Raw genomic sequence first — 12,649 nt, forward strand, 5'->3', positions numbered from 1 at the left:
CGACGGCCCGCGCAGGCGCGATCCTAGCGATTTGCCCCCGCCGTGAAAAGCAGCCCCTTGAGGCGCGGGCGGAAATCGGCGCGAAAGGCTTTCAGAATCGCGTGAAGCGGTCTAGTTCCGTGCCGGTCGGAGGAGTGGCAGAGTGGTTTAATGCACCGGTCTTGAAAACCGACGTAGGTGAAAGCCTACCGTGGGTTCGAATCCCACCTCCTCCGCCAATATATACCGTTAACTACTTGTTTTTACTTGATAAAATACTAAGATTATTAATCTTGACCCCTCTTCTGTTCCCTCTGTGGGGCCGGAAGGTTTCGGCCTTTATTCGCCTGTTTTGGCGCGCTCTTAGGGTTCCCGCAGTTTCCAAGACGAAGGCCGCCTCCTTTCGGAAGGCGGCCTACGACGCGAGATTCGCGGGGGTGGCGGGGCGGCTAGTCGGGTCTGGTGGCGGAGCGTAAAGCGTAAATTTCCTCGAGCGTCAGTCCCATTGCGCGCGCGGCATTGTGTTCGGCTTGCACTCGTGGCTCCTCGCCCTCGTATTCGCGGACCGCCGCGCGTTCTTCCCAAAGGTCCAGCATGACTTCCGGGTGTCCCGACAAAACCGACAAAACCGACAGAACCTCGCTCGACTGGGGATTTGTCAGTTCTGTCGGTTTTGTCAGGCGGGTTTGGGGCGCTCGTGCGGCGGCCAGCCAACGGGTCACGGCTGGGCCTCATGGATTGCCGGGTTCACCGCAAAGGCTCGGCTGGGGCGGCCGCCTTGCGGGCCGGGTGTGGCGTCCAGAGGCCGCAGGATTTCACCGTCTTCCAGCAATGCAAGTGCCGGATTGAGTTTGCCGATCGTGCTAAGCCCTGTCAGGTCGAGGCGTAGCGCCTCGCGACTGGTGAAGCGTGACCAGCCTTGCGCGCGGATTGCTGCCAGCAATCGCCGCGCCCCACGCTCGGCCGGGCTGAGGGCCGCATCAGCATAGGCGCGCCGGGCCATTGGTAGCAGATAGGATTCGACCAGATGGGCGGCGCGTCCGAACGCGTTCGCGCTCACCTCGCTTGGGGCTTCGCCCGGTGCCGCCGTCCAGTCGAGATAGGTCAGCACCAGCGACAGCCGCACCGCGAAGCCCGGCGCTTTCCCGATGAAGGACAGGAGTAAACCTTCCGCGCCTGTCTCCCACTCGCGGGTGGCTAGGCGGAAGCTGTCGAGAAGGTCGCGTGCCGAATCTGAGAAAGGGATGATCCAAGGTCGTGCAATATCGCGATCATCCACGGTCAGGTTCAGACCATGCAGCCGGGCCAGCGCCTCGGGCAACAGGGCTTGCCCCGGAAAGCCGCGCGGACGGCGCAGCGCCACGGGCTCGGGCCAGAACGGCAGGAAGCGCGCGAGCAACCCGTCATCGTCACTGCGCAGCAGTAACGATTTGAGCCGATCGGGTTGGATGCCGCCTGTGACCCCGATCGAGAGCCGGTCGATATGGACCGGGGCGCGGCCCATCCGCTCGACGGTATAGGCGCGCCCGCCATAGGCTTCGAGCCAGAACGGCCGGTCCGAACCGCCGCCCGCGTAGCGTGTCATGCCTTGCAGCCAGCCCGCCAATTCATCGCGCGCCATCAGTGTTCCGCGCGGTTGACGTTCCAGGATCACCGCGAGGCGTTCGACCGTGCTGTCCGCGATGGCAAGGCGCGGCGCAAATGGCTCCGGGCCGGGATCGGCGCTTTCCGGGCGCGGGGGCGGTTCGGAGCCTTCTTTCAGCGCTGCCTTGGCCTGTTCTTTCCACCCGCTCTCGGCCAGCCGTGCCAGCTCGGACGCTTCGCGCCAGGCGGTAATGTCGCCTTCGATCGCGCGCCAGCTTTCGCGCTCGACCGTCTTGAGCGGGCCAAGCACGGCGTCGAGGCCGGGCGATTTGTTTGAAGACGGCGCACCAATCGCCATTGTCCAGAGGATCGGCGGTTCGGCCCAGCCCTCCCAGGGCGCAACCCAGCGCGTATTGCCAAGCGCGGACCCGATCACGGCCAGCAATCCGGCTAGGACGTAATCGGGTGGCGCTGATTTGGCCTCGGCGGCGCATGCGATCCAATCCGCCCAGGCGGGGGCAAAGACCTCGCCTAGCGGTAACCTGGGTGCAGACGGGGTTTCGACGCGTAGGAAGCGTGGTGCGGGGGCGGGCCAATCGGGATGATAGGGGATTTCCCGGCTAGTGATATTGCTAGGCATAGCATAGGCAGTCATGCGCGTGCCTCCTTCCCGCAGAGCACATCATTCCAATCGTTTCCTTCGGAGGCGGGCAAGAGGGAGACGCGCCAGCCGAGCCCGTATGCCCGTGCGGCCAGTTGCTCGGCAGCCGCGTGCCCGGCCGGATCGCCATCGCTCGCGATCGTCAGTTGCCCAGGTCGGGACGGAAGATTCAGTGCTGCCATGCCGCCTGCGCTCAGCGCAGCCCAGACGCTCGGGGCGCCCGGCAAAAGGCCCGAGAGCAGTGATAGACCGGTTTCGATCCCTTCCGTTACCACAAGCCTGTCCCGGCCGTGGGAAAGCCGAACGGCGCCGCCCTTGGTTGGACCAAGCATTGCCTTGGCCGGGGTGATTGGCGCTTTGCCGGAACCGTCATGCGCAAGGTAGGTGCGATGGATCGCAGGCCCCGGTCCGCCGGCGACCCTAGCCAGAAGCGCGGGCCAGCGCGTGGCACTCGCGTGCCAACAGTTTTCCGCATAGGCTAGGCTAGGCGGTAGCTCACAAGTGATCCCGCGCCGCCTAAAATAGGCTTCCGCTAGGCTTCCCCTGAGCGGCTGTGCCTCAGACCAAGCGCGTTCGGCCTGGCGGGCACGGCGCATTGCATTCTCTCTGTCCGCTACGCGCAACTCTCGATCGGAAATGTTGCTCGGCTGGCTGTTCACCTGCGCGCCCAGGCTGCGCAGGGCGGAGCGGATCTCGGCATAAGAACAGCCGCGATGACATTTGAGCAGCACGCGACCTGCCGAGCCGTCGGCAAGGCTCAGGCTTGGGCTGCGATCTTCATGCGCGGGGCAACGGGCCGTGCCATAGCCGCCATGCCAGGCACCGCCCAGGCGACGGGTCAAATCAGCGGCCGGGCTCATCGCGTCACCTCACACGGGAAGTTCGCGGGGAGGGCGTGGAGTTTCGGCCAGGAGAGGCCGGTTTCCCGCTGGGAGGCGCGGACGAGCGCGTCTCGGGTCACAAAGTAGCCTAGCGTGTCCCAAGCGGTGCCCCCGGCCTTAAAGTCGGCCCGACGCCTCTGGAAGAGCCACTGAATTCCGTCGCGGCATATTGCGGCGCGGTAACGGCCGTGTCGGACGATAACCTTTGTATAGGCGTCATCAGTTTCGCGGTTCGCGGCACCGGCACGTGCTTGGCGGGAGGCTCTTGCTGCGATCAATCCAGCATTCATTGCATCACCTCCTCGTCACAGCTCTCCAGCCAGTCGCGCAGATCCGCCTCGCGCCAGCCCACCGCGCGCTTGCCGATCCGCACCGGCTTGGGAAAGCGCCCCTCGGCGATCATCGCGTAGAGCGTCGAGCGCGATAGCCCGACCAGTCGTTCCACATCAGGGCGTCGAAAAATCCGTCCGTTCATTAGACATATCTCTCCTAGTCCCGCGCCAATGCGTTTGCGCGCGGGGTGTTTCTGGCAGTAATGCGAGTGGGTTGGGTCATCCCCGAAGATCCCGTCGGGCAACCCCGAAAGGCTTGTCCGACGCGAGCCACCTGCCGCCGATAAGCGCCTCGCAAGGCCTGTAAATCACAGGTGATTCCGTCTTGTCTTGCTGGGTTCGATGGAGCTTTTATCTATTTTATTTCAATGCATTAGATTTGAAATAGTGGGGCTTACGCTATAGGGTAAGCGATTTGAAAAAAGTTTTGCAGAAATACGAGGAGGCGCGCGGATTGGGCGGCCGCATTAACGTGGACACTCGCCCTTGCAGGAGCGTATCACTTCGCGCGGCAAACAGCCCGTGACGGTCCTGATCGACCGATCAAGCCCATGCGGAGCGCGGTTTGGGGTCGGTGCTGAGGGCGAAAAGCGGGCTTTCGCTGCGCGATGCAGCAGCGACCGCAACCAGCACTGACAACCCAGACCGCGCGCGAACCAATACAGTCCTAAGAGACAAGCACAGAAGCTACTCCATCAAGGATTTTTCGGTGGGAGGGAATATAGTTGGGGGCCAAAGCGATAAAGGCCCAAGCCCAAGGTTTGTAATTGTGGCCGTCGGGATTAAAGTATCGATCTTTGGGTAAGCCTAATAGCTCAGGAGCCTTGTCTTTGATCAACTTATCTTTTTCGTAGTCTCGTTTCGCCTCATCTTGAAAGCGAGCAATATCATTCTCTCTTCGCTCCGAATGCCTTCTACCTTCTTCGGGTGTCAGAAAACTACGCGGCAGGAAGCTATCTTTGACGATTTCGGGGCACTCATCTTTGAACGCCATGAACACGAGTAAAGGCGCATCTAAGGGGCGATCCGCATAGCAGCGCAAAGCAACTTCGACCTTCAGGAGTATTCTCTTGGTTTTGCGCATCGAAAGCTGACACTCGACCGCGAGTATACTTGCCATTTCAGCTGCGCGTTCCACTGAAAACGCTTCATTCTCGCCGAACGGAATCTTCAATGGCAAATCGCATGCCAATTCGTAAACGGCCGTCTTGAACGCTTCGGGCTGTGGATCAAGTTTCAGTCGAATATCGACGAACTTGTCGAGATATTTTTCGTCTCCCTTTGCAACCCCGAACCGGTGCCTCGCAAGGCTCTCTAAGTAGTCTGCATTCACCATTAAGCAGAAGACGAAGCCGGACTGGCCGAAGATGAGTTTTGTCGCTTCCAAGAACGAAATCGCATATTCAGGGTGGCAGCGATCAAGCTCATCGATGATCACCACAACGCGTTCGTTCTCAGCGCCTTCGACGAGCGCTGCCCGTAGAGCTTCAAGCTGTTCGGGAAGTTCAGTTTTTCGAACTCTTTCAGCTGCCATCTGCGAAGCGATGAGCTGCCCCGCTACTTTCGACATCTCGCTACCAACATCCTTGATTACACCATCAAGCGCGTCGAAATCTTCTAGCTGGTCGATGGCGCTGTCGGTTATCGCTTCAAGGATTTCGTCTGCGCCAGACTTAAGCATGACGCGGGTGAGGGCCCTAGCGCCGACAGCTCCAACTTTCTTGGCGGATTCAAGCGCTTTCCTGCCCTTGCTTTTCTCGTCTTTCGGCAGCGCGTCCACGAGCGCGCCAAGCAGCGTAATGACAGGGTCGCCGGAGTGATCAGACTGCTGCACGTCGACTTCAACGACAACTTCGCCCGCTGTCTTGAGTTGCTTTGCCCAACCTTTGCGGAAGAAGGTCTTGCCACGACCGAACCCGGCTTCGATGGAAATGACCTTTTCCGTTTCAATTGACTGAACGAGGTTTGTGAAGGCATTGCCAATCTCTTCGTAACCCAGTCGGTCGTTTTCCCAAGCGCCTTCCGCAGATGCTGCATCCTTCAAAGCAAATACCCTCAACAATCGGTCAAATATGAAAGCAACCATTAGAAAATCATGAACTGCTGATTAGTGAAAGAGAAGAAAGCGCCCAGTTGGCTTAAGGCCCACTGGTCCTTCAATGAAAGTCGACATTGAAAGGCAATTTGGGGTTGGGAGCGGCCATGCGTTCCACCAGTTTTGAAGTTCCGCTCTGGGCCGAGCGCGTCGACACGGCCGGGCTAGTCGCAAGAAAGGCTTGCCGCGACGCCGCCGACGCGTTCTGATAAATGGGACATGAAAACTGAGGCGCAGCGGGGAAAACCTGGCAGCGCTTTGTTTTTCTGAGTTTTCCTCGAATGCACCCGACTTGCGCATCGGTTCGACAAGTCGCACGAAGCGCTAGGGTACAGAATCCCAACAAATGTGGGCTGATATTTCCGTTTTTTCTGGTTCCTCGGCAAAAGATCGCGCAACCATGCTCACGTCTATTGTTGTCCCTCAACACCCAATTCTGGAGGCTATTATGCGCTGGCTATTCTCGGTCTTTCTCGTTGCTCTTACCGCCGGGAGCGCCCTTGCAGGCGTGCATATCTCAGACCGTTATGAATATACGGTCATTTCGAGCCCGGACATCGAAGTGCCAGCCCGACAGTTCGTCTCCTACAAAGCTCACATCCCGACCTCAGGAACGCTTTCCGTCTCAGTTGCTGTCCTGAACAAGACCTTCAATGACGGGTCATTCTGGGTGTGCGACGCAAGCGGCTATCAGGCCCTCTATGCAGGTCGCGCAGCCCCGAGTTGCCGCGGCATGGAGCGCACGAGAGGGCATTTCTACTTCACCTATAACGTGGACCGTCCCGGTGACTATTACCTAGTCGCCGATAACCGCTTCAGCATGCTCGATGCGAAGCACTACGCCTTCGAGGTGCGTGCAGACATTCGCACGCCAGACCGCATTCGCCAAGGCTACACCGGTCTACTGACCCTCATCTCGCGCGCCGAGCAAGAAGTTTTCAGCGCGCCCCAGATCAACTTCTCCATGAAACCCTGCGGGACAGCGAATGCTTATTCGAAAACGGTCGATGGCAGTATCGTCGTCTGCTCTGAGCTTGCACAGATGCTCGAAGATCAAGGCAACACCAAGGCGATCGTTGGGATCATGTTCCATGAGATGGGCCACAGCCTTCTAAATCTTTGGGGGCTTCCCAACTGGGGAAATGAGCAAACCGTGGACGAATTCTCCGCCTACATGATGATGCGCTATCTCGACGATAGCTACATTAAGGCCGATATCGACTTCTTCTCAAACGGTAACACACAGCAAGAAGTTGCGAACATGGTGAAAAACGGAGATCCTCATCCGCTCTCCATCCAGCGCGTGCGAAATCTTCAGGCTATCTTGAAAAATCGAACCGGCTTCATGCAGCGCTGGAACCGAGCCCTCTACCCTCACATGAAAACCTCGGTTCTTCAGGGCATCGCACAATGGCCAACCACCTCAGATGACCCTCTCCTGGCGCGAGAGATTCTGGCGCAGCGCTGAAGAACGCGCCGAACCCACGGTTCTCGACTTCGCCTGACATACAGGTAGAGCTGCAGTTGTTCTGGAAAGCAGAATGGCCGCCGCAAGGTCGAGGCGGCCATTGGCGCAACCCTTATTGGATTGGCTCCAGATCCAAGGTTTCGGTTGTTGAAACTCACTGTTCCTGCGCTGGTGTCCCAAATACCAGAATGTGTCGCAACGCTGCATGGCCTCGTCGAGCCCCTTTTGACCGTCGACATACGACCCAACGCGCATATCTGCTTTTCAAGTCGCGCGACCTGGGACAACGACCTGGCCGCCATCGAAAGGATCGACGGGCTTCCCGGCTGAACGGTCGCGCCGATAATGCACCTCGAACAACAACCAGACGGCGAGGGAGCGACCGTCGGCTTCGTCCGCAGAGCTGACATCGGAGCCAGAAGGATGCTGCGCCGGGTTCCGAACGACCGCTTCGGCGAAGCAGCGCTGCGCCGCCAACGAGGACCGCGAATGTCCGTTCAGGGCCGAATGGCGCACTCGCGCATGCGCCAATGTAGCGAAGGCAGATTGCATTTCTAGGTGCCGCCAAGCGGGCAGCGCCTATCTACGCCCCCAAAAACTCCGCCCACTGTGCCATCAGCTCACGCCGCCGCTCCACCATGTCCGACCGGCGATAGGCGCGCTCAACGGTGCTGCCCACATGATGCGCGAGTGCCAGTTCGGCCAAAACGTGATCATGCCCATTCTCAGCCGCCCAATCGCGGAAGGTAGAGCGTAGCCCATGTGGGACCGCTGTATCGCCCGATTGGGGGTCGAGAAAGCGTTTCGCATTGGATTTCTGCGCGGACTCATCCATCCGGCGCATGACGGCCGAGATCGACATGTCTGACAGAGCTCCGCCTCGCGGCGCGAAGAAGGCAACATCGCTGCCTTCCAGACGTGGCAGCGCCCGCAGTACGTCGATGGCCGCATCGCTCAGCGTCACGCGATGCTCGCGCGCCGCCTTCATTCGCTCCGCCGGGATGATCCAAAGCCGTTTGTCGAGGTCCAGTTCCGCCCAGGTCATCCCACGCACCTCGCCGGAACGTGCCGCCGTCAGGCAAAGGAATTCTAACGCGCGGGCGCTCATCCCATCCATCTTGCGCAGTCGCGCCCAAAAGGCGGGGGCATCGGCCAGAGCGACGGCCGGATGGTGCTTTTTCTTCGCAACCTTGCTGGGTTTCGGCAACACTTCCGAAAGGTTGCCTTTCCAGCGCGCCGGGTTTGCCTCGATCCGATAGCCCGAAACGGCTGCCCAGGATAACACCGCCTCCATCCGCTGGCGCAAGCGGCTGGCCGTTTCTGTCTTCGTGGACCAGATCGGAGTCAGCACATCAAGCATATCTTGCAAGCCAAGATCCTCGACCGACTTCTCTCCGATCACTGGCACCGCGTATCGGTCGAGCGTCGAGCGCCATTGCTTGCGGTGCTTCTCGCTGCGGAACTCGGCCAGCTTGTGCGCGATGTAGCGCTCCACCGCCTGGCCGAAGGTCAGAGCCTCGATGCGCTGCCGCCGTTCCTCGATCGGGTCTTTGCCCACATAGGCCATGCGCTTGTTCGCGATCGCCTGTTCGCGGGCCATCGCAAGCGTCACGACCGGGGGCGATCCGAGTCCCGCTTCGCGTAGCTTTCCGTTGATCGTGATCCGTTGAATCCAGTTCTTCCGCCCGTCGGGCTTGACCCGCAGTCGCAAGCCGTGGCCTAGCTTGTCGGAATAGCTGCCAGGCTGTTTGATGTTCTTCACGAATGTCGCTGTCAATTTTCCGTTCAAAAAACTCTCCGTCGAACTCTGGCGTTCCCCCAATTGATCCCTTTTTGGGTGCCGGATAGGGCGGGTTTTTGCAAGAGGTCTTCGGAACAAGATTTTCAGAAATCCTCTTATTTACAAAGGTAATGTGGATGTATTCGGATTTACCGGGAAGCCATTATGGGTGTCACCTCCTCCGCCAGTTTCCCAACATGCTGAAGGCAGACAAGGAACGGCCGCCGGGGCGAGGCAGGAATTGCCCCGTTGGAGTCCCCTGTCCACGTCCCCGCACGGTTCCGGCGCGCAAGCTTATTGGCGGCGCACGGCGCGGCGCCTTCCGGGCCGGATTGGTGCCGCATCGGTGGGGGGCGGCCTCCACCCGGTCGCGGTGGAGACCAATCTCGTACGAACGAATGTTACGTCAGGTCGGCAGCGCTCGGTTCGCGCCGATCCCTGAGAAGCCCGTTCAACCCGCGGTCGCCAAGCGGCAATTCGACGGCGTAATTCACGCCGCGCCCTTGCGTGGGTTCCAAGTGCATCGCGCCGTCATGCAGGGCGACCAGTTCGCGCGCGACGATCAGGCCCAGCTCGGACCCTTCGGCCTGTTCCGTGGCGGAGGGGGGCGTCTCGGAAGTCTCGTCGATCGCGACTTCGCGCGGATAGGGTTGCCCCTGCGCGACGATGCTCAGGCGCGCGATCCGGTTCTGCGTGTCCCTGAGAACGGTCACGTCGACGGTTCCGCCCGTCTCGGAGAGCCGCTCCGCATTGGCGAGAAGGTTGATCAGGACCCGTCTCACCTGCTTGCGGTCGGCGTTGACGATCGCCGGCGTGCTGTCCGGTGCGGTGACGAAGGCCAGCCCGGGTTTCTCCGGGTCGCCGCGCCAGTCCGCCACGACCTCCTTGACGAGATCGAGCAGATCGAAACGCTCCTTGTTCAGCTTCAGGCTCTTGGCCTTGATCCTTTCGAGATCGAGAAGGGTGTCGATCAGCTCCTGCAGGCTTTCGCCCGTGTCGACGGTGAGCCGCGAGATCTTCGTGTCAGTCTCCGGGGCGGAGGCCTGCGCGCCGCTGCGCTGCTGGGCGAGAGAATCGCGGATCGCGGTCAGCGGCATGCGAAGCGCGTGGCTGACGGTGGCGAGGAAATCCGCATTCGCCTTCTCCGCCAGCTGGCGCTCGGAAATGTCGCGCAGGATGCCGACGAAGAGCCGGCGCTTCCCGAGCATCGTCTCCGTCACCGTCAACTCGAGCGGGAAGGTCGTGCCGTCCGACCGCTTCCCGGTTTCGGTGCGCCCCGACCAGTCGATCCGCCGCGTCCCTTCCTTCTGGTAGCGGGTCAGGTAGTTGTCGTGATGGCGCGCGTGGCGGAGCGGCATCAGCATGCTCACATTCTGCCCGATCACCTCTTCCGCCTCATATCCGAAGATCTCCTCGCATGCGGGATTGAAGGTGACGATCTTGCCGCTGGTGTCGATCGACAGGATGCCCTCGCCGACATTGTCGAGGATCAGGCGGAGCCGGGATTCGGCCTGGACATGCTTGTCGACGAGGAGCTGGAAGGCCTTGGCGAGCTGGCCCAACTCGTTCTTCCACTGGACGGGGAGGTTGAGGGCGGTCTCGCCCTTCGTGGCCCGCTTGACCTCGGCCCTGAGGATGTTGAGCGGGCGCATGATGATGGTGATGAGAATGAAGGCTGCCACCACTGCGAGCGCCACCACCAGGGCGGCGGCCAGCGCGCTCTCCATCCCGATCCCGCCGATCTTGGCGACGGTTGTCGCGACAGGTTGAACGAAGGCGATTTTGATCTTCCGAGCGGGCTGCTCGGGGTTGATCGGCATGGTCGTGAAATAGGAGATGTTGCCGTCGGCCTCCAGAACTCCGCTTTCCTGATCTGCGGTCAGCAGCTTCTCCGCGATCCCGGTGGGCGGGCGCGTGTATTGACCGGCCACCTCGAGACGCGCGATTTCCCCGCCGGTGAAATAGGTCATGTAATCGCCCTGGTCATTCATGACGATCACGTTGGAATCCTTGTCGATCCCCCCGAAGGAACTGCTCAGGAGCGTGCCATAGTCGATATTGACGATGATGAAGCCTTCGAGCCCATTCGTGGCCGACAGCACCGGATGCATCACCCTCAGCGTGTAGGTCAGGGGATAGGAAATCCGGCCCTCTTCGCGGTTGAAGGTGACGGGCGAAAACAGAACATGCCGCTCGCCCCCCGAAGGTCCGTGCGCGTGCGTCTCGTGCCAGTCGTGATTGACGATCTGCTTGTAATAGGACTCGTTCGACTTGTTCTGCAATGCGACGTCGGGCGTTGCGGTCACGCCGTTGGCGTCCCTGTCGACCCGGACGATTTCCTTGCCGCCGTTGCGCACGCCGATCAGTCGAGCCTGCTTGTATTCGGGGCGGCTTTCGAGCAGCGCCTTGAACAGCGTGGTCACGCGCTGCTTCGAGTCGCGCGCGGCGGCCAGGGCAGCGGCCGGGCTGGCCGGATCGTTGTTCTCCGAGAGCAGCGAACGCACCTCGCCCGCCTTCGACACCAATTCCGCATCCGCGGCGAACTGTCGGTACTGCTCGCCGTAGTAGAGCGACAAAAGCTGCGTCTCGCTCTGCATGCCCTTCAAGAAGGCCCGGCGCGAGATTTCCTTCGCGTTCTCGTTGAAGAAGTAGGTGACACCGGCCGAGGCGGCCAGGGCCAGGGAACAGGTAACCAGAGTGATCGTTCTGCGCAGGGGTATCAAGTCTTTCCCTTTGTTCTAAGCACTATCCATGAGTTGCGTCGGCCCGGTTCAAACCCGGTTCTGGCGGTCGTCACACCCGACCATATCCAATCATGACGCCCGATACATCGAAAATACTACATGCCGATGGGCGCGAGGGGATGAGGTGCGGGGGGGTGCATCGACATTCGGTCGCCAGAGTTCCGTGCCCCGTCGAGGGGCGTTTCCCACTGATTCCTTTGCGGAATTTTGCGAAAGTCAGGGTCAGGGACGGTCGCGATTTCCTCCGTTTTCATCGTGGTGGTCGGTCTGATTTATCATGAATCTTTCTTGCATCTTTGGTTTTTTATGTCAGAAAACATATCCGATACGCAATAAAGATGCGCGAGCCCTGAAAGGGGCAATTATTAGCCGCAAAAATGACAGAATGTTTTCGCGAGATTTTTAAATCCCGAGGTATTTTAATGGGAGAAATGAAATGATTTCTAGCAGACGACTGATCGCGTATGGCGCGGCACTGACCCTCTCGATCTCTTCCGCACCACTCGCAACTGCCCTGACCGTCGGGGCCAGCATCGGCGGTGTAGACGCGAACGCGAGCCTTGGCGGAAGCGGGGTAAGCGCGAGTGTCGGCGTGGGCGGCTCGAACACTGGTGGTTCGGGCGGTTCGACCGGTGGCACGGGCGGAGGCGCCTCTGGTGGCGGATCCGGCGGCTATGCCGGCGGTTCGACCGGCGGAACCGGCGCCGGATCCGGCGGTGGCTCCCCGCAGGGCGGCGGCGGATACATGTACGGCTCCGCCGCGCAATCCGGCGCCAACGCAAAGGCAATGGGCTACCCGTCGGGATATGCCGGTGCCTCGGCGGCGCAATACCAGCGGCTGATCGGAACGACGGTCCTTTCGGCAGAATCCCTGCCGCTGGGAACGATCGTTGGCATCCGGCCCCAGAAGAACGGACCGCCTCTGGTCATCTTGTCGGTGAATCCCGCGCTCGGGATGAAGCAGGACAATGTGACCATGCGCATGCGTCTCGGCGAGGAGCATGCCGGAAGCGCGATCAAGCTCACGATCCCGGTGGGTGCTTTCGCGCAGCTCTTCCCGGCGTCGTAAGGCTGCGGAGGTCGGCGCAAACCGGCCTTCCCCATGAAAAGCGCAAAGGGCCACCC

Annotated in this window: 9 protein-coding genes and 1 tRNA gene; 3 read left to right on the plus strand and 7 right to left on the minus strand. The window is 60.5% G+C overall.

From position 1 onward, the window contains the following. Positions 1-128: 128 nt before the first annotated feature. Positions 129-218, plus strand: a tRNA-Ser gene (locus DW2_RS14275). A 210-nt stretch (positions 219-428) separates the two neighbouring features. On the opposite strand, the gene DW2_RS19840 is transcribed toward DW2_RS14275, so the two are convergent. From DW2_RS19840 to DW2_RS14295, 5 genes are all read right to left on the minus strand, one after another. Further along, positions 429-701: a hypothetical protein gene (locus DW2_RS19840; protein ID WP_156102983.1), complete on the minus strand. Its 273-nt coding sequence runs from the start codon at positions 699-701 to the stop codon at positions 429-431. Continuing rightward, the gene (locus tag DW2_RS14280) at positions 698-2,218 is read right to left on the minus strand and encodes a DUF3987 domain-containing protein (protein ID WP_081874999.1); all 1,521 of its coding nucleotides are present in this window, start codon (positions 2,216-2,218) and stop codon (positions 698-700) included. The genes DW2_RS19840 and DW2_RS14280 overlap by 4 nt, the downstream gene beginning before the upstream one ends. Beyond that, positions 2,215-3,084 carry a DUF7146 domain-containing protein gene (locus DW2_RS19475; RefSeq protein WP_081875000.1) on the minus strand — a complete coding sequence of 290 codons (870 nt, stop codon included), beginning with the start codon at positions 3,082-3,084 and terminating at the stop codon, positions 2,215-2,217. The genes DW2_RS14280 and DW2_RS19475 overlap by 4 nt, the downstream gene beginning before the upstream one ends. A gap of 307 nt (positions 3,085-3,391) precedes the next feature. Continuing rightward, on the minus strand, positions 3,392-3,580 hold the full coding sequence (locus DW2_RS14290; protein WP_038147714.1) for a helix-turn-helix transcriptional regulator: 189 nt from the start codon (positions 3,578-3,580) through the stop codon (positions 3,392-3,394). Between the two features lie 524 nt (positions 3,581-4,104). Beyond that, the gene (locus DW2_RS14295) at positions 4,105-5,523 is read right to left on the minus strand and encodes a KAP family P-loop NTPase fold protein (protein ID WP_051856091.1); all 1,419 of its coding nucleotides are present in this window, start codon (positions 5,521-5,523) and stop codon (positions 4,105-4,107) included. 457 nt (positions 5,524-5,980) lie between these two features. Here DW2_RS14295 and DW2_RS14300 point away from each other — a divergent pair, with 457 nt between their 5' ends. Next, the gene (locus DW2_RS14300) at positions 5,981-7,000 is read left to right on the plus strand and encodes a DUF4344 domain-containing metallopeptidase (protein WP_038147717.1); all 1,020 of its coding nucleotides are present in this window, start codon (positions 5,981-5,983) and stop codon (positions 6,998-7,000) included. A 583-nt stretch (positions 7,001-7,583) separates the two neighbouring features. On the opposite strand, the gene DW2_RS14305 is transcribed toward DW2_RS14300, so the two are convergent. Both DW2_RS14305 and DW2_RS14315 read right to left on the minus strand, forming a co-directional pair. Next, the gene (locus tag DW2_RS14305; protein WP_238321337.1) at positions 7,584-8,789 is read right to left on the minus strand and encodes a tyrosine-type recombinase/integrase; all 1,206 of its coding nucleotides are present in this window, start codon (positions 8,787-8,789) and stop codon (positions 7,584-7,586) included. Positions 8,790-9,181: 392 nt separating this feature from the next. Then, positions 9,182-11,503 carry a sensor histidine kinase gene (locus DW2_RS14315; RefSeq protein ID WP_038147721.1) on the minus strand — a complete coding sequence of 774 codons (2,322 nt, stop codon included), beginning with the start codon at positions 11,501-11,503 and terminating at the stop codon, positions 9,182-9,184. 457 nt (positions 11,504-11,960) lie between these two features. Here DW2_RS14315 and DW2_RS19845 point away from each other — a divergent pair, with 457 nt between their 5' ends. Further along, the gene (locus DW2_RS19845; RefSeq protein ID WP_156102984.1) at positions 11,961-12,593 is read left to right on the plus strand and encodes a hypothetical protein; all 633 of its coding nucleotides are present in this window, start codon (positions 11,961-11,963) and stop codon (positions 12,591-12,593) included. The last annotated feature ends 56 nt before the right edge of the window (positions 12,594-12,649 follow it).

The organism is Thioclava atlantica (genome assembly GCF_000737065.1).
GTDB classification, from domain to species: Bacteria; Pseudomonadota; Alphaproteobacteria; order Rhodobacterales; family Rhodobacteraceae; genus Thioclava; species Thioclava atlantica.

What these genes read in the sequence shown, in the direction of transcription:
- DW2_RS19845 (WP_156102984.1), top strand. Translation starts at nt 11,961, where the DNA reads ATGATTTCTAGCAGACGACTGATCGCGTATGGCGCGGCACTGACCCTC.
- DW2_RS14280 (WP_081874999.1), bottom strand. Translation starts at nt 2,218, where the DNA reads ATGACTGCCTATGCTATGCCTAGCAATATCACTAGCCGGGAAATCCCC.
- DW2_RS14300 (WP_038147717.1), top strand. Translation starts at nt 5,981, where the DNA reads ATGCGCTGGCTATTCTCGGTCTTTCTCGTTGCTCTTACCGCCGGGAGC.
- DW2_RS14290 (WP_038147714.1), bottom strand. Translation starts at nt 3,580, where the DNA reads ATGAACGGACGGATTTTTCGACGCCCTGATGTGGAACGACTGGTCGGG.
- DW2_RS19475 (WP_081875000.1), bottom strand. Translation starts at nt 3,084, where the DNA reads ATGAGCCCGGCCGCTGATTTGACCCGTCGCCTGGGCGGTGCCTGGCAT.
- DW2_RS14295 (WP_051856091.1), bottom strand. Translation starts at nt 5,523, where the DNA reads ATGGTTGCTTTCATATTTGACCGATTGTTGAGGGTATTTGCTTTGAAG.